Source organism: Thalassococcus arenae (assembly GCF_019104745.1).
In the GTDB taxonomy this organism is placed as follows: Bacteria; Pseudomonadota; Alphaproteobacteria; order Rhodobacterales; family Rhodobacteraceae; genus Thalassococcus_B; species Thalassococcus_B arenae.
This window is the reverse complement of record NZ_JAHRWL010000001.1, coordinates 2,051,767-2,066,782: the sequence shown is the minus strand read 5'-3', so window position 1 is coordinate 2,066,782 and position 15,016 is coordinate 2,051,767. Positions and strand designations below refer to the sequence as shown.

Annotated in this window: 17 protein-coding genes; 9 read left to right on the top strand and 8 right to left on the bottom strand. The window is 65.9% G+C overall.

Annotated elements, in window-relative coordinates:
• Nucleotide 1 precedes the first annotated feature (1 nt).
• The 3 genes from KUH32_RS10320 to KUH32_RS10310 all read right to left on the bottom strand — a co-directional run bounded on the left by KUH32_RS10320 (nt 2) and on the right by KUH32_RS10310 (nt 2,189).
• Nucleotides 2-370: a GFA family protein gene (locus tag KUH32_RS10320; RefSeq protein ID WP_217777937.1), complete on the bottom strand. Its 369-nt coding sequence runs from the start codon at nt 368-370 to the stop codon at nt 2-4.
• Nucleotides 371-485: 115 nt separating this feature from the next.
• A complete protein-coding gene (locus KUH32_RS10315) occupies nt 486-941 on the bottom strand; it encodes a GAF domain-containing protein (protein ID WP_217777935.1) in 456 nt (151 codons plus the stop codon).
• 75 nt (nt 942-1,016) lie between these two features.
• Nucleotides 1,017-2,189: a thiolase family protein gene (locus KUH32_RS10310; RefSeq protein ID WP_217777934.1), complete on the bottom strand. Its 1,173-nt coding sequence runs from the start codon at nt 2,187-2,189 to the stop codon at nt 1,017-1,019.
• A gap of 89 nt (nt 2,190-2,278) precedes the next feature.
• On the opposite strand from KUH32_RS10310, the gene KUH32_RS10305 reads away from it, so the two are divergent.
• The 4 genes from KUH32_RS10305 to KUH32_RS10290 all read left to right on the top strand — a co-directional run bounded on the left by KUH32_RS10305 (nt 2,279) and on the right by KUH32_RS10290 (nt 5,559).
• Nucleotides 2,279-2,608, top strand: coding sequence for an STAS domain-containing protein (locus KUH32_RS10305; protein ID WP_217777933.1), 330 nt, complete (start codon nt 2,279-2,281; stop codon nt 2,606-2,608).
• A gap of 65 nt (nt 2,609-2,673) precedes the next feature.
• Complete coding sequence (locus KUH32_RS10300; protein WP_217777932.1) at nt 2,674-3,105, top strand: ATP-binding protein; 432 nt, start codon at nt 2,674-2,676, stop codon at nt 3,103-3,105.
• A gap of 220 nt (nt 3,106-3,325) precedes the next feature.
• Nucleotides 3,326-4,903, top strand: coding sequence for a gamma-glutamyltransferase family protein (locus KUH32_RS10295; protein ID WP_217777931.1), 1,578 nt, complete (start codon nt 3,326-3,328; stop codon nt 4,901-4,903).
• A gap of 95 nt (nt 4,904-4,998) precedes the next feature.
• A complete protein-coding gene (locus tag KUH32_RS10290) occupies nt 4,999-5,559 on the top strand; it encodes a DUF805 domain-containing protein (RefSeq protein WP_217777930.1) in 561 nt (186 codons plus the stop codon).
• Here the strand turns inward: KUH32_RS10290 and KUH32_RS10285 are convergent.
• The 3 genes from KUH32_RS10285 to KUH32_RS10275 all read right to left on the bottom strand — a co-directional run bounded on the left by KUH32_RS10285 (nt 5,556) and on the right by KUH32_RS10275 (nt 8,239).
• Complete coding sequence (locus KUH32_RS10285; protein WP_217777929.1) at nt 5,556-6,926, bottom strand: glutamate--cysteine ligase; 1,371 nt, start codon at nt 6,924-6,926, stop codon at nt 5,556-5,558. The two genes, KUH32_RS10290 and KUH32_RS10285, sit on opposite strands and share 4 nt — an antisense overlap.
• 66 nt (nt 6,927-6,992) lie before the next feature.
• Nucleotides 6,993-7,517 carry a hypothetical protein gene (locus KUH32_RS10280; protein ID WP_348541101.1) on the bottom strand — a complete coding sequence of 175 codons (525 nt, stop codon included), beginning with the start codon at nt 7,515-7,517 and terminating at the stop codon, nt 6,993-6,995.
• Nucleotides 7,514-8,239: a 16S rRNA (uracil(1498)-N(3))-methyltransferase gene (locus KUH32_RS10275; RefSeq protein ID WP_217777928.1), complete on the bottom strand. Its 726-nt coding sequence runs from the start codon at nt 8,237-8,239 to the stop codon at nt 7,514-7,516. Before KUH32_RS10275 ends, KUH32_RS10280 begins: the two co-directional genes overlap by 4 nt.
• A gap of 12 nt (nt 8,240-8,251) precedes the next feature.
• Between KUH32_RS10275 and ubiA the strand changes: the two genes are divergently transcribed.
• The 5 genes from ubiA to KUH32_RS10250 all read left to right on the top strand — a co-directional run bounded on the left by ubiA (nt 8,252) and on the right by KUH32_RS10250 (nt 13,286).
• Nucleotides 8,252-9,229: a 4-hydroxybenzoate octaprenyltransferase gene (ubiA, locus tag KUH32_RS10270; protein WP_217777927.1), complete on the top strand. Its 978-nt coding sequence runs from the start codon at nt 8,252-8,254 to the stop codon at nt 9,227-9,229.
• 67 nt (nt 9,230-9,296) lie between these two features.
• Nucleotides 9,297-11,189 carry an OmpA family protein gene (locus KUH32_RS10265; RefSeq protein ID WP_217777926.1) on the top strand — a complete coding sequence of 631 codons (1,893 nt, stop codon included), beginning with the start codon at nt 9,297-9,299 and terminating at the stop codon, nt 11,187-11,189.
• Complete coding sequence (locus KUH32_RS10260) at nt 11,182-11,505, top strand: hypothetical protein (RefSeq protein ID WP_217777925.1); 324 nt, start codon at nt 11,182-11,184, stop codon at nt 11,503-11,505. The genes KUH32_RS10265 and KUH32_RS10260 overlap by 8 nt, the downstream gene beginning before the upstream one ends.
• Before the next feature lie 15 nt (nt 11,506-11,520).
• Nucleotides 11,521-12,171, top strand: coding sequence for a histidine phosphatase family protein (locus tag KUH32_RS10255; protein WP_217777924.1), 651 nt, complete (start codon nt 11,521-11,523; stop codon nt 12,169-12,171).
• Nucleotides 12,172-12,233: 62 nt separating this feature from the next.
• Complete coding sequence (locus KUH32_RS10250) at nt 12,234-13,286, top strand: saccharopine dehydrogenase (protein WP_217777923.1); 1,053 nt, start codon at nt 12,234-12,236, stop codon at nt 13,284-13,286.
• On the opposite strand, the gene KUH32_RS10245 is transcribed toward KUH32_RS10250, so the two are convergent.
• Together KUH32_RS10245 and KUH32_RS10240 are read right to left on the bottom strand one after the other, a co-directional pair.
• Entirely contained in the window at nt 13,283-14,404 is a 1,122-nt protein-coding gene (locus tag KUH32_RS10245) for a CaiB/BaiF CoA transferase family protein (protein ID WP_217777922.1), read from the bottom strand. The two genes, KUH32_RS10250 and KUH32_RS10245, sit on opposite strands and share 4 nt — an antisense overlap.
• Nucleotides 14,401-15,015: a DsbA family protein gene (locus tag KUH32_RS10240; RefSeq protein WP_217777921.1), complete on the bottom strand. Its 615-nt coding sequence runs from the start codon at nt 15,013-15,015 to the stop codon at nt 14,401-14,403. Before KUH32_RS10240 ends, KUH32_RS10245 begins: the two co-directional genes overlap by 4 nt.
• Between the last annotated feature and the right edge of the window lies 1 nt (nt 15,016).

Here is a 15,016-nt window from a genome sequence, read left to right as displayed (position 1 = left end):
GTCAGACCCATTGTGGCGATCCGTCCGATACGCTCTCGTAGTCCGCCTTTTCATCGCTGAACAGGTGTTTCTCGATCGTCAGGCTGGTCGGTCCGTCGATCGCACCCAGGGCAAAACTGATCGCCGTCTCTCCGGTGCCTTGCCAGAACAGGAACGACCCGCATTCCGGGCAGATGCCGCGCCGCGCGCGGTCGCTAAGCGCGATCCAGAGAACGGGGCCCTCGATCTGCAGGTCGGGCCGCTGCACCTGCGCCGACGCCCAGGCGTGGCCCGACATCTTGCGGCACTGTCGGCAATGGCAGATCGAGGCGCTTCTTGCCTTTCCCGACACCGCGAAACCGATCTCACCGCACGCACAGCTGCCTTTCATGGTGTTCCCTCGCCAGATCCCGTTCATTAATCCGCTGTTATCAGAAGGAAATAGTCGGGGCGCGCCTAGGGCAAGACCAAATCGCGCAACGCCGGTCGTTTCTTTCCCGCACCCATCACCCGTTTGCGAAAACGGCGTCCAGGATCGCCTGCAGGGCGTCGGCATCGGTTGGGGTGAACGCATCGGGCCGGTTGCTGTCGATATCGAGAACCGCGATCACCGCGCCGCGCGCATCGCGGACCGGCAGCACCAGTTCGGACCGGGTGGAACTCGCGCAGGCGATGTGGCCCGGAAAGGCATCGACATCGGGCACCAATTGCACCTGCCCCGTGCGCGCGCAGGCGCCACAGACACCGCGCTCGAACGGGATGGTCAGGCAGCCATGCCCGCCCTGATAGGGCCCGATCTTGAGCAGACCCGGTTCGGTCACGCGGTAGAACCCGGTCCAGTCGAAACGATCATCGGCATGATGCACCTCGCAGACGATCGTCGCCATCAGCGCGACGGCATCGGTTTCGCCCTCGGTCAATGCGGCGATCGTCTTGGCGAGGGTGGGGTAGTCGACCTTCATGTCGGTGCCTCGTCGCGGTCGGGAATGAGGGGCCAGCCCCTCATACTCCCCGGGATATTTTTGAACCAGAGAAGGTCAGACCCGCTCGATTGCGATGGCCGTGCCTTCGCCGCCGCCGATGCAGATCGCGGCGATGCCGCGTTTCAGGTCGTGGCGTTCCAGTGCGTTCAGCAGGGTGACGATGATGCGCGCGCCCGAGGCCCCGATCGGATGACCAAGCGCGCAGGCCCCACCATGCACGTTAACGATGTCGTGGCTCAGCCCCATCTCGTGCATGAAGGCCATGGGCACAACGGCGAAGGCTTCGTTGACTTCCCACAGATCGACATCCGATTTCGACCAGCCGATCCGGTCCAGAAGTTTCTGCGCGGCGGGCACCGGGGCAGTGGTGAACAAGCCGGGGGCCTGGGCGTGGCTGGCATGTCCGACGACGCGCGCACGCGGCGAGGCGCCCGCGGCCTCTGCGGCCTTCATCGTGGACAGAACCAGCGCCGCGGCCCCGTCCGAGATCGACGAGCTGTTGGCCGGCGTTACCGTTCCGTCCTTTCGGAAGGCCGGTTTGAGATGTGGGATCTTTTCGGGTCGGGCGTTGCCCGGCTGTTCGTCTTCACCGACCACGATGTCGCCCTTGCGGGTGGCGACGGATACAGGGGCGATTTCCCCGGCGAACGCGCCGGATTTCTGCGCCTCCAGTGCGCGTGACAGCGAAGCCAGCGCATAGGCATCCTGCGCCTCGCGGGTGAACTGGAACGCTTCGGCGCAATCCTCGGCGAAGGTGCCCATCAGGCGGCCCTTGTCGTAGGCGTCCTCGAGCCCGTCGAGGAACATGTGGTCGATCACCTGGCCGTGTCCGATTCGGGCGCCGCCGCGCATCTTGGGCAGCAGGTAGGGCGCCTGCGTCATCGATTCCATCCCACCCGCGACGATGGTTCCGGCATGGCCGAGCGCCAGCCGGTCGAACGCCATCATCGCAGCCTTCATGCCCGATCCGCACATCTTGTTGAGCGTGGTTGCGGGAACCTCTTCGCCCAGCCCCGCGGCAAAGCCGGCCTGCCGCGCCGGCGCCTGGCCCTGTCCGGCGGGAAGCACGCATCCCATCAGGACCTCGTCGACACCGGGGTTACCGGCCACATCGAGGGCGGCGCGAATCGCGGCGCCGCCCAGTCGGGATGCGGGCATGTCCGAAAACGCGCCCTGGAAACCGCCCATCGCGGTCCGTGCCGCACCGGTGATGACAACGTCTTGCATCTGCGTCCTCCAACTCCGCCGGACGGCACATACCGATTGGTAAGGAATGCGGTCTAGCGTGCTCGAAACATAGGCGGACGAGATGGCGAATGGAACTCGACATTACGACGGAAGCGGGCCTTGGCACAGTGACGGTGGCGAATGCACGGATCGACGCGGCGGTGGCGATCCAGTTCAAGGACCAGATGCGCGAACTCACGCGCGACGCGCCGGACCGCATCATCCTGAACCTGTCCCAAGTGGAATTCATCGATTCGAGCGGCCTGGGTGCGATCGTGGCGGTGATGAAGTCGCTGCGGGACGGGCAACGGATGGAACTGGCGGCGCTCAGCCCGGCCGTGGACAAGGTGTTCCGGATGACGCGGATGGATTCGATCTTCGTCATCCATGCCAGCGCCGATGCCGCGCACAATGCCTGACCCTGTTCATGGATAGGGGTGAGGCGACGATTCATGGCACCGGGGCCGGATCCGGCAAGACGGGCATGTCGCTGCGTCTGTCGGTGGGTGATACGCCCGGTGACGTGCGCAGGGCCCTGGCCGACATGCGCGGAGCCATGTTGGCCTGCGGTTGCCCCGTCTCGGTCTGCGATCGGTTGGAAATCGTTCTGGCCGAGGCGCTGAACAACGTTGTCGAACACGCCCTTTCCGGTTGCGAGAGCGGCACGATCTCGTTGCTGCTGCGGTGCCGCGATGGCCGTGTCCGGGCCGAATTGCGCGACCGCGGCACGGCCCTGCCCGACCGGCGCATCCCCGATGCGGTCTTGCCCGATCCCAACGTGCCGATCGCAGAACTGCCGGAGGGCGGGTTCGGCTGGTTCCTGATCCGCGCACTGACCGACAATGTCGAATATACCCGTTGCGACGGCGAAAACCGCCTTCTGCTGGAACTGGCGCTCGATTCCGGTCGGGTCTGACCGCGATCGGGCAGCCTGCCAACCTGCCTTGAAATTGTCCGAAACGCTCCGCAATCGCGCCGGTATTGTCTGCCACAACGACAGTGTAGCTGCATATGGCTTCCCTCGGTGCCGCGTCGCAATAGCCCCCACCCAGTGCGCGGTACCGAGGTCCTCCCCCCAGATTGACCTCCGTTGCGCGCGCCCTATGCTCGGCCTTCAAACAAGGAAGGCTCACCACATGCGCGATTTCCACCTGCCTGGCCGCTCACCCGTTCTGGCCACCAACGGCATCTGCGCCACCTCGCATCCGATCGCCGCACAGGTCGCGATCGATCTGCTGAAGTCCGGCGGCAACGCCGTCGATGCGGCGATCGGCGCCGCGATCGTGCTGGGGCTCGCCGAACCGCAGATGACCGGCATAGGAGGCGATTGTTTCGCGCTGATTTCGCCTGCCGGAGGGGACGACGTCATCGCGGTGAACGGATCCGGCCGCGCACCGGCCGCCGCCAGTGCCGAGGCTCTGCGCGCCAAGGGCCATTCCGCGATACCCCTCTACGATGCCCAGGCGGTGACGATCCCCGGCGCCATCGACGCGTTCTGCGTCATGTCAGACAAATGGGGCAAGCTGGGCCTCGCCGACAGCCTGGCACCTGCGATCCGGTACATGGAAGAAGGCGTCGTCGTCAGTCCGCGTGTCGCATGGGACTGGCAGGGCTGCGAACCCGTCCTGCAAGGCCACGGACGCAAACACTTTCTGACAGACGGCGCGATCCCCAAGGTGGGCGATCTGTTCAGCCTGCGCGGCCAGGCCGAAGTGCTGCGCCGCCTCGCCAGCCACGGCCGCGACGCGTTCTATTCCGGTGAAGTGGCCGACGACATGCTTGCGACGCTGCAAGCCCTGGGCGGCGTTCATCAGCCCGAGGATTTCGCCGCGACAGCATGCACCATCGGCGATCCGATCGCCGGCACGTACAAGCATCGCGAAGTGCTGGAACATCCGCCGAACGGCCAGGGTGTGACCGCGATCCTGATGCTCAACATCCTGGCCCAATTCGACATCGCCGCGATGGATCCGCTTGGCGCGAAGCGCGCGCATATCGAAGCCGAGGCGGCCAAGCTGGCCTATGACGCCCGCAACCGGTTCCTGGCCGACGCCGATCACATGCAGCGCCTGGACTACCTGATGCGCCCCGAAACCGCGCAGGCGCTTGCTGCCCTGATCGATCCCAAGCGCGCGATGCCCTCCGCGACCAAGGCCAGCGAGGCCGTGCACAAGGACACGATCTATCTGACCGTGGTCGACCGCGACCGCATGGCGGTGTCGCTGATCTATTCGATCTTTCACGGTTTCGGTTCCGGCATCGCGTCCGAGAAATTCGGCATCCTGTTCCAGAACCGCGGTGCCGGCTTCAATCTCACACCCGGGCACCCGAACGAACTGGCTGGAGGAAAGCGGCCGATGCACACCATCATCCCCGGCATGCTGCGCGACGGCGGGCGCGTGTCGATGCCATTCGGCGTGATGGGCGGGCAATACCAGCCCAACGGCCATGCCCGCGTGATCACCAACATGACCGATTTCGGCATGGACGCCCAGACCGCGCTGGACGCGCCGCGCAGTTTCGCCGAGGGCGACAAGCTGCAACTGGAACGCGGCTATTCCGATGCGGTACGGGCCGAACTGGCGGCCCTGGGCCATGATGTGACCACGCCGGATATTCCGCTGGGCGGCGCACAGGCGATCGTCATCCACGAAAACGGCGCACTGGAAGGGGCTTCGGACCCACGGAAGGACGGCTGCGCCATCGGCTACTGAAACGCCCGGTTTTCTCCCCCGGTCGGCCGCATTCCTGCCCACAAGCGGCGTCACCCTTGGGGCAAGTGCATGTCTTGTCCAGGGAACCGGCGACCATGATCGGACCGATCTCAGCCTTCGAGGCCTTTTTCTTTCGTGCCTTCAACATCACCGGGCGCGCCAGCCGCGCCGAATTCTGGTGGGTCTTCCTGTTCCTGTTCTTCGCCGGTGTGGCGGCCCTTGTCTGGGATGTGATGACCCTGATGTCATCCGACGTACCCGCCACAAACCCCTTTGCCTACATGACGCCGGTCCTGATGCTGCTGACCTTCGTGCCGAACCTGACGCTGACGATGCGCCGCCTGCACGACACGGGCCGTTCGTCGCTTTGGTTCATGATATCCTTTGTCCCGGTGATTGGCGTTCTGATCCTGTACGTCTTGCTGGCGATGCCCGGCCAGAAGGACGACAACAAGTGGGGCGCACCGCGAGGGCCGGCCAGCGGCGGCGGCAGCCCGCTTCGCAGCGGCGGCAAGGCACATGATCCATGGCAGAGCTATTCCGTTCTGTTCGAGGCCGAACGCGTGCCCAGCCCCGAAGAAGAACAAGCGCGGCGTGAACAGATCCGCGAGTATTACCGCACCAAGGTGCTCAAGCAGACGCCTACCCGGGCCTAGTAGCTGTATTGCCCGTAGACACGGGTCAGGTCGCCCTGCCAATCGCCGTGGTAATGCTCCAGCAATTCGTCGGCAGGAGCCTTTCCCGATTCAACGCTGTCCTTGAGCGCGTTCAGGAAATGCGTCTCGTCCGGCAACAATCCGCCTGCCCCCTGCCTGGCGCGGGCGGCGAGGCCGGCCTCGGCCAGCGCCACCGACTCGCGCGCAAGGTCGAGCATGCGGATGCCGCCAACCTGCGCGGCCAGCCCGTCGACCGAAGCGGCGATCCGCAGCGCCTGCCGCGTCTCGGCGTCCCAGTTCCTGACGAGGTCCCAGGCGGCATCCAGCGACGCCTGGTCGTACATCAGCCCGACCCAGAAGGCCGGAAGCGCGCATAGGCGCCGCCACGGCCCACCATCGGCGCCGCGCATCTCGATGTATTTCTTGATCCGCGCCTCGGGGAAGATCGTGGTCAGATGATCGGCCCAGTCCGACAGGGTCGGCGTCTCGCCCGGCATGGCGGGCAGTTCACCTTTCAGGAAATCCCGGAACGACTGACCAAGCGCGTCGACATAGCGCCCGTCGCGGTAGACGAAATACATCGGCACATCGAGCGCGTATTCCACCCAGGCCTCGAATCCGAAACCGTCCTCGAAGACGAAGGGCAACATGCCCGTGCGCGCGTCGTCCAGATGTCGCCAAACCCAGCCGCGCCAGGATTTGTGACCGTTCGGCTTGCCCTCGAAGAACGGCGAGTTCCCGAACAGTGCGTTGGCCACCGGTTGCAGCGCCAGCGCCACGCGCAATTTCTGCACCATGTCGGCCTCGGAGGCGAAATCGAGGTTCACCTGCACGGTGCAGGTCCGCCGCATCATCACCTTGCCGGCTTCGCCCACCTTGTCCATGTAGGCATCCATCAGCTTGTAGCGCCCTTTGGGCATCAGCGGCATGTCCTCGTGCCGCCAGATCGGCGCAGCCCCCAGCCCGATGAAGCCTGCGCCGATCGCGTCGGCGATATCCTTCACCTCGCGCAGATGTTCGTTCACCTCGTCGCAGGTTTGGTGGATTGTCTCGAGCGGCGCGCCGGACAGCTCCAGCTGCCCCCCCGGTTCCAACGAGATGTTGGCCCCGTCCTTGACCAGTCCGATCAACGTGCCCGCTTCTTCGACCGGCGCCCAGCCATGCCGGTCGCGCAGCCCTTCCAGCACGGCGCGGATCGAACACGGGCCGTCATAGGGCAGCGGCGCCAGCGTTTTCTTGTCATAACCGAACTTCTCGTGCTCGGTCCCGATGCGCCAGGCATCCTTGGGCTTGCAGCCGGATTCGAGGTACTCGGCCAGCTGTTCGTGCCGTTCGATCGGGCCACCGCCGGATTGGGGAATGGACATGCGCGCCTCCGGATTGCCTTGCCGGCCTGTTCAGGGGTCAAGCCATGGTCGCAAACCGCGCGGGTGTCAATGCAGCCGGGCTGTGCGTTTTCGCGCGGTCGGAGCCTGCCAGATGACGATGACGTGATCGCCCGCATTCGTGCGGGCACGAACCATCGTCTCGGTGCGTATCCCGGGCAATTGCGCAAACAGATCAAAGAGTTGATCCGCGCCTGCGGCATTGACCGGGATCGCAAGCGGCGGCTGGCCGGGCTGATCCAGCAACCAGTGTCCGGGCCGGCCGGTGGGGTCGAAGCGCAGAGCGTCGAGACTTTCCAGATCGGCGACACCGCCCGAGAGCGGCCCGAAATAGGTGATGCGCCCTTCGACCACCTGCACGATCCCGGGACCGCCGCTGCCCGTGCGGAACCGCCCGCGTTGCCAGCCCACGAACAGCAATGCCGCCCCGCACAGCACGACGGCGACGCCCACCCATCCCAGCAGCGGACCGCGCGTGAACAGCGCCCAGTAGAGCCCCAGCCCCAGCACGGCAACACCGGCCAAGGCCTCGCGCCAGCGGTGCAGGATTGCCGCCGCTTCAGGGCGGATCACCGCCAGTCCCCCAGCCGGTCCTGCCAAAGCGTCAGCGCCGCGACGGCGGCCGTGTCGGCGCGCAGGATACGTGGGCCAAGTGCGATGGTCCTTGCAAACGGAAGGGCGCGCAGCCGGGCGCGCTCTGCATCGGAAAACCCGCCTTCCGGACCGATGAAAATGGCCCAGGGTTGCGTCGTCGGTTCGTCGGGCAGCGCCATCGCCGCGCCGGCCTGCGCTTCGTCGCAGAACAGGATCTGCCGGCCCTCGTCCCAGCCATCAAGCAACCGGTCGAGCCTTTGCAGACCGGCCACTTCGGGGACGAAGACCGCCCCGCATTGCTCGGCAGCCTCGACCGCGTGGGCCTGCAACCGGTCCTGGCGGATACGTTCGGAATTGGTGAAGTCGGTCTGCATGGGCACGATCCGCCGGGCCCCCATCTCGACCGCCTTCTCGACAATGAAATCGGTGCGCGCCTTCTTGATCGGGGCGAAGCACAGCCAGAGATCCGGCGGTCCCGATTGCGGTGCGGTCTGCGTCGCGCAGGTCAGGACGCCGCCGCGCTTGCCCGCTTCGGCCACCTCGGCGCGCCATTCGCCGTCTTGGCCGTTGAACAGCGCCACCGCGTCGCCGGGGCTCAGCCGCATCACGCCGAACAGGTAGTGGGCCTGCTCCCGCGACAGTGGAACCGGTTGTCCCGCCCCCAGCGGGTGCTCTACATACAGGCGAACCTTGGGCTTCATGAGGCGCACCATATGGCCGGTCCGAACACAACGCCAGAGGTCGACGGGCCCGTCGACAAGCCGGTCGCCGATGCGGTCCGTGGCAACTGGGTCGACCGCTACGCGCCGGCCGTCGCACGGCCCTATCTGCGGCTGAGCCGCGCCGACCGGCCGATCGGAACCTGGCTGCTGCTGCTGCCCTGCTGGTGGGGATTGCTGCTGGCGATGATCGCCGACGGACAAGCGCGGTTGTTCGATCTGTGGATCTTCGTGGGCTGCGCTATCGGCGCCGTGTTGATGCGCGGCGCCGGCTGCACCTGGAACGACATCACCGACCGCGATTTCGACGGCTCTGTCGCGCGCACCGCTTCGCGTCCGATCCCGTCCGGTCAGGTGAGCGTGAAACAGGCCTTGGCCTGGGCAGTGGCGCAATGCCTCGTATCCTTTGCAATCCTGCTGACGTTCCCGCCCATGGCCATCGCGCTTGGAGTTCTGTCGCTGTTGCCAGTGGCGATCTACCCGTTCGCCAAGCGGTTCACCTGGTGGCCGCAGGTCTTTCTGGGCATCGCCTTCAACTGGGGGGCGCTGCTGGCCTGGACCGCCCATACCGGAACCCTGGGCTGGCCGGCGGTGGTCTTGTACCTGTCGGGGATCGCGTGGACGCTGTTTTACGACACGATCTACGCGCATCAGGACACCGAGGACGACGCGCTGATCGGCATCCGCTCGACCGCGCGGCTGTTCGGCGAAGACAGCCCGAAATGGCTGGCGCGATTCCTTGTGCTGACCGTCGGGCTGATGGGTGCCGCGATCATCATGGCGGCACCGCCGGGACAGATCCAGGATCTGGTCCTGATGCTGGCCGGCGCCTGGGCGATGGGGTGGCACCTGATGTGGCAGTTGCGGCGCCTGAAAATCGACGATTCCGAAAGGCTTCTGTCACTGTTCCGGTCGAACCGGGATGCCGGTCTTCTGCCCGTGCTGCTTTTCGCCGCCGCGCTCGTCGTTTGATTGCACAGCCCGCCGCCCCGGCGTATGTCACTCTCAACAACCGGAACCGACAGGACCCGCTGCGCCCATGCGCCTTTCCACAGCTTTCACCTTGGCCGGGATTTTCTCGGCAGCCGCGGTGATCTGCGTCCTGGCCGCGATGTTCGCGGTGCGGCTGATCGAGGATGCCTCGCGTATCTCGGTGGACACGGCTTTGGAAACCGAAGGGCTCAGCTGGGCCGAAACCGATGTCAACGGGCTCGAGGTCTACCTGATCGGCACCGCGCCCGACGAAGCGGCGCGGTTCCAGGCGATGAGCGTCGCGGGTCGGATCGTCGATGCCTCGCGGTTGATCGACCAGATGCTGGTGGCCGAAGCCGAGGGCATCGCGCCGCCGCGCTTTTCCATCGAAATCCTGCGCAATGACGCGGGCATCTCGCTGATTGGCCTGGTGCCCGCCACGACGGATCGCCAGGCCCTGATCGAAACCTTTTCGGACATGGCGAATGGCGCAGGCGTGTCCGACCTGCTCGAGGCCGCGGATTTTCCGGAACCCGACGGCTGGTCTGCGACCCTGCGTTTCGCCACAGGCGCACTGCGCGACCTGCCGCGTTCGAAAATATCGGTCGATGCGGATCGCGTGGCCATCAAGGCGATGGTCGACAGCGAGGAACACAAGCGCCGGATCGAGGCCGACCTTGCCCGCCGCAAGCCGGAAAACCTGCGTCTTGCGCTCGAGATCTCGGCGCCGCGCCCGGTGATTTCGCCGTTTGCGCTGCGCTTCGTCATCGACGAGAACGGCCCGCGTTTCGATGCCTGTTCCGCACAGAACGAAGATGGTCGCGACCGCATCCTGCGGGCGGCCGCGCGGGTCGGTCTGGAAGGCAAGAGCAACTGCACGATCGGTCTGGGCGTGCCATCCAAACGCTGGCCGGACGCCGTTGAACTGGCCATCGCCAAGCTGGGTGAACTGGGCCAGGGTTCTGTGACATTCGCAAATGCCGATATCGCCCTGGTCGCCGCCGAAGGCACCGACCAGGCGCTTTTCGACCGTATCGTCGGTGAACTGGAATCTGCGCTGCCGGACGTCTTCGCGCTGAACGCCGTGCTGCCAAAGACACCCGATACCAGCGCCGGGCCGATCGAGTTCTCGGCCGTTCTGAGCCCCGAGGGCGCGGTTCAACTGCGCGGCCGTATCGGTTCCGAGGTCGCGCGCCAGACCGCCGACAGCCTGGCCCGCGCGCGGTTCGGCTCGTCCACCGTCTATCTTGCGACGCGGGTCGATGACACCGTGCCGGCGGGCTGGCAGGTCAGGGTAGTCGCGGCCATCGAAGCGCTTGCCAAACTCGCAAACGGGTCGGTCACGGTCACGCCGGACGCGGTCACCGTCACCGGAATCACGGGATCACAACAGGCCAGTACCGAAATCGCCGCCTTGCTGATCGAGAAACTGGGCGAGACGGCGAAATTCGACATCGATATCGACTATGAGAAAAAGCTGGACCCGACCTTGGGTCTGCCCACCCCCGAGGAATGCGAGCGCGGGATCGTCGAGATCATCGGCGACCGCAAGCTCAGCTTCGAACCCGGGTCGGCGACACTGGATGCCTCGGCCAAGGACATCCTCGACGAGGTGGCGGAGTTGCTGAGGAAGTGCGAGGACATCCCGCTCGAGATCGGCGGTCACACCGACAGCCAGGGCCGCGAAGTGATGAACCAGGAGCTCAGCCAGGCCCGTGCCCAGGCCGTTCTCGATGCGCTGCGCAATCGCCGCGTGCTGGTCGCCAGCTACACGGTCAAGGGCTATGGCGAAACCCAACCGATTGCCGACAACGGCACCGAAGAGGGCCGCGAAGCGAACCGCCGGATCGAATTCAGGCTGATCCGTCCCGAGACCACCGACCAGGAAGGAACCGCGCAGGACAACGCGGAACAACAAGGGGCCGGAACCGGTTCCACAGAGGAAACGGCAGATGAATAGAACGCAATTCATACTGGTGACGGCGGCGATCTTGTTCGTGGCGTTCTGCCTGGGCTGGTTCGCGCACTGGATCATGCAACGCTTCAGCCGGGTCAGCCAGGCCGATGTCGACCAGCTCGAGAAGATGAGCCAGGAACTGCACGAGGCCGAGGAAACCCGCGACCAGGCGATCACCTACCTGCAACAGCGCGAGGCCGAGTTGACCAACCAGCTGGCGCAGACCGAGGCCGAGCTATCGGCCGCCATGGACGGCCTGCGCGAAGCCCGCACCGAGGCCGAAGAGCTGCGCGCCCATATCGAGCGCAGCCAGGGCTGACACGGCTTTTCCGACATGGCACACGTCACCCTCGTCCGGCACGGACAGGCCAACAGCACCGCCCGAGACGAGGGTGGATACGACCGGCTAAGCGATCTTGGCAAACAGCAATCGGCCTGGCTGGGCGGGCATTTCCGCGAGGCGGGCGAAGTCTTTGCCCGGGTCTATTCCGGGACGCTGCGCCGCCATGTCGAGACCGCCGAGGCGATGGGTTCGCAGGACGTGACCCGTGATCCACGGCTGAACGAGATGCAGTATTTCACCATGGCGCAGGCCTTGTCGGACCAGCACGGCATCGCCATTCCACAAGACCGCGAAGAATTCGTCACGCACCTGCCGCTGCTGTTCCGCCACTGGCAAGAGGACAGGCTGGACGGCGTGCCGGAACGCTTCGCCGATTTCGAGGCACGCGTGACGGCGGTTCTGACCGAGATCGCCGAGGGCCGGGGGCGGGCGCTGGTGGTGACCTCGGGCGGTCTGATCGGTATGGCGATGCGCGTTGCGATGGGGCTGGACCTGACCGCGATGGCGCATGTCTGCCTGGCGATAGAGAATACCTCGGTCCACCGCCTTCAGCCCCTGCCGACCGGCCTCGCACTGGTGCAGTTCAATGCGCTGCCGCATCTCGAAGACCCGCACCGGCAGCACGCCCGCAGCCATATCTGAGCCCCTTCCGCCCGCCGCTGCCGCCCGCTAGCCTGCCTGCAGAGGATGGAGGGACAAGGACGATGGTGCATCTCTGGGTACGGGCCGAGGAACGCGACAACGAACGCCGGGTCGGCATCCTGCCGCAAGGCGTGCGTGACCTGATCGCCCGCGGATTCGCCGTGACGGTCGAGGATAGCGACGACCGCATCCTGCCCATCGCCGATTTCGCCGCCGCCGGCGCGACGATCGCCCCGCGCGGAAGCTGGCGGCAGGCGCCCGCGGATGCGCTGATCTTCGGGCTCAAGGAACTGCCCGCCGACGGCAGCCCGCTGCATCACCGCCACATCCTGTTCGGTCATGCCTTCAAGGGGCAGCATGCAGGCCGCGCACTGCTCGACCGGTTCCGCGCAGGCGGTGGCACGCTTTACGACCTGGAATACCTGGTGGACGAAACCGGGCGTCGGGTGGCCGCCTTCGGCTATTGGGCCGGTTACGCCGGCGCGGCGGTGTCGTTGTTTGCCTGGGCGGCTCAGCACCGCGGCGCCGTCTGCGCGCCGGTCACGGCCTGGAACAGCGCCCCCCTCATGCTGGCCGAGCTTCAGCAAGCGCTGCTGGCCGCGGGTCCCCGCCCGAACGCGCTGGTCGTCGGCGCGCTTGGGCGCGTAGGCGCTGGCGCGACCGATCTGTGCACGGCGATGGGCGTGCCGGTCACGAAATGGGACATGGCCGAAACCGCCCATGGCGGGCCGTTCCCCGAGATCCTGGGCCACGAGATGTTCTTCAACTGTATCCTGGCCCGGCCGGGCACCCCGGTCTTCGTGCCGAAATCCGCGATAGCCGGACCGCGACACCTGCGGGTGATCGGCGACATCGCCTGCGATCCCGACAGCGACTACAACCCGATCCCGCTATACGATCGTGCAACCAGCTGGGCCGAACCGGTGGTTCGTGTCGCCGACAAGCCGCCGCTCGACATCATGGCGATCGACAATCTTCCGTCGCTGCTGCCGTTGGAAAGCTCCGAGGATTTCGCCGATCAGTTATTGCCGCATCTCGCCGCGCTGGACCGGATCGAAGAAGGCGTCTGGGGCCGGGCGGAAGCGACCTTCCGCACCCATCTGGTCGCCGACTAGCCCTCGCCCAGCTTGGGCGCCGGTTTGTCCAGCACGAGGTCGGCATCCGAGAACCGGAAGGGCGCACGCACGCCGGGCACGCCGCCGGGCGCGATCTGCATCCCACGCGCTTGCACCTGCGGGTCTGCGAATACCGCAGCCATATCGTTGATCGGTCCGGCCGGGATGCCCTGCGCCTCGCAGGCCGACAGCAATTCGGCACTTGCCCAGGCGCGGGTCGCGCCCATCAGGCGGTCGATCATCGCCTCGCGGTTCTGCACACGGTCGGCATTGGTCAGGTATTCCGGCGCCTCGGCCATGTCCTGCAGCCCCAGCACCCCGCACAGCCGCCGGTATTGCGCGTCGTTGCCGGTGGCGATGATGATATGCCCGTCGGCGCAGTCGAAGACCTGGTAGGGCGTCAGGTTGGGGTGGTAATTGCCCGTCCGGCCCGGTGGCGTGCCGGTGGCGAGGTAGTTCAGCGCCTGGTTCGCCATCGCCGCGACGGCGCAGTCCAGCAGGCTCATGTCGATATGCTGGCCCTTGCCTGTGCGGCCGCGCTGGTGCAGCGCCGCCAGGATCGCCGACACGCTGTAGAGTCCGGTGAAGAGATCCGTCACCGCGACGCCCGCGCGCTGCGGCTGGCCGTCAGGATCACCGGTGATCGACATGAAACCGGACATGCCCTGGATGATGTAGTCATAACCCGCGCGATGCGCATACGGCCCGTCCTGCCCGAAGCCGGTGATCGAGCAATAGATCAGCCGCGGATTGACGGCGCTCAGGCTGGCAAAATCCAGCCCGTACTTGGCCAGCCCGCCGACCTTGAAATTCTCGATCAGGATGTCCGCGTCGGCCACCAGTTCGCGCATCCTGGACTGGCCTTCGGCACTGGCCAGATCGACGACCACCGACGCCTTGCCACGGTTGCAAGAATGGAAATAGGCCGCCGAACGGTCGCCATCGCGGTCGACAAAGGGCGGGCCCCAGGCGCGGGTGTCGTCGCCGCCTTGGCTTTCCACCTTGATGACCTCGGCGCCAAGATCCGCCAGCGTCTGACCGGCCCAGGGGCCGGCCAGAATGCGGGCCAACTCGATGACCTTCACGCCCTCGAGCGGGCCGCGCGGCGCATTCGTCATTGTGCAAGCAGCCCGTCCAAAACGCCGCGGAAGTCTGCCAGCGACATGTTGGAATAAAGGTCTCCGTTGATGACGAAACTGGGCGTGGAGCGCACGCCGTCTCTCTCCGCGTTGCGCTGGAACCAAGCCACAAGGGCCGTCGCATGTTCGTTGTCGCTGAGGCAGGTGTCGAGACGGTCATCGCCAAGCCCGGCCTGGCGGCCGATCCGGCGCAGGTTGGCGATGATCTCCTGCGGATCACCCGAGCCGATCCAGGCCTTCTGCTCGGCAAAGAGCGTGTCCGTGATTGCAAAGAAATGCCGCGCGCCATCGCAGCGCGCCACCAGCGAAGCCCAGAGACCGAAGCGGTCGAAATAGACCTCGCGGTAAACGAGAGACACCTTGCCGGTGTCGATATACTCGGCCTTGAGCTGAGGGAAGACGTCGCGGTGGAAGTTCGCGCAATGCGGGCAGGTGAAACTGGAATACTCGATCACCGTGATGGGCGCCTGCGGGTTACCAAGGCTCATCTCGGCCACCAGCGACTGCTGGGCCTGCGCGCCGGGGCTGGCAAGCAGGCCCAAAAGCACCAGACATACGCCGAGACGCGCCAGTATCGTGCGCCGGATCATC

Bases quoted from the DNA above. Each gene is read 5' to 3' on its own strand.
- KUH32_RS10320 (WP_217777937.1), bottom strand. From the start codon at position 370: ATGAAAGGCAGCTGTGCGTGCGGTGAGATCGGTTTCGCGGTGTCGGGA.
- KUH32_RS10315 (WP_217777935.1), bottom strand. From the start codon at position 941: ATGAAGGTCGACTACCCCACCCTCGCCAAGACGATCGCCGCATTGACC.
- KUH32_RS10310 (WP_217777934.1), bottom strand. From the start codon at position 2,189: ATGCAAGACGTTGTCATCACCGGTGCGGCACGGACCGCGATGGGCGGT.
- KUH32_RS10305 (WP_217777933.1), top strand. From the start codon at position 2,279: ATGGAACTCGACATTACGACGGAAGCGGGCCTTGGCACAGTGACGGTG.
- KUH32_RS10300 (WP_217777932.1), top strand. From the start codon at position 2,674: ATGTCGCTGCGTCTGTCGGTGGGTGATACGCCCGGTGACGTGCGCAGG.
- KUH32_RS10295 (WP_217777931.1), top strand. From the start codon at position 3,326: ATGCGCGATTTCCACCTGCCTGGCCGCTCACCCGTTCTGGCCACCAAC.
- KUH32_RS10290 (WP_217777930.1), top strand. From the start codon at position 4,999: ATGATCGGACCGATCTCAGCCTTCGAGGCCTTTTTCTTTCGTGCCTTC.
- KUH32_RS10285 (WP_217777929.1), bottom strand. From the start codon at position 6,926: ATGTCCATTCCCCAATCCGGCGGTGGCCCGATCGAACGGCACGAACAG.
- KUH32_RS10275 (WP_217777928.1), bottom strand. From the start codon at position 8,239: ATGAAGCCCAAGGTTCGCCTGTATGTAGAGCACCCGCTGGGGGCGGGA.
- ubiA (WP_217777927.1), top strand. From the start codon at position 8,252: ATGGCCGGTCCGAACACAACGCCAGAGGTCGACGGGCCCGTCGACAAG.
- KUH32_RS10265 (WP_217777926.1), top strand. From the start codon at position 9,297: ATGCGCCTTTCCACAGCTTTCACCTTGGCCGGGATTTTCTCGGCAGCC.
- KUH32_RS10260 (WP_217777925.1), top strand. From the start codon at position 11,182: ATGAATAGAACGCAATTCATACTGGTGACGGCGGCGATCTTGTTCGTG.
- KUH32_RS10255 (WP_217777924.1), top strand. From the start codon at position 11,521: ATGGCACACGTCACCCTCGTCCGGCACGGACAGGCCAACAGCACCGCC.
- KUH32_RS10250 (WP_217777923.1), top strand. From the start codon at position 12,234: ATGGTGCATCTCTGGGTACGGGCCGAGGAACGCGACAACGAACGCCGG.
- KUH32_RS10245 (WP_217777922.1), bottom strand. From the start codon at position 14,404: ATGACGAATGCGCCGCGCGGCCCGCTCGAGGGCGTGAAGGTCATCGAG.
- KUH32_RS10240 (WP_217777921.1), bottom strand. From the start codon at position 15,015: ATGATCCGGCGCACGATACTGGCGCGTCTCGGCGTATGTCTGGTGCTT.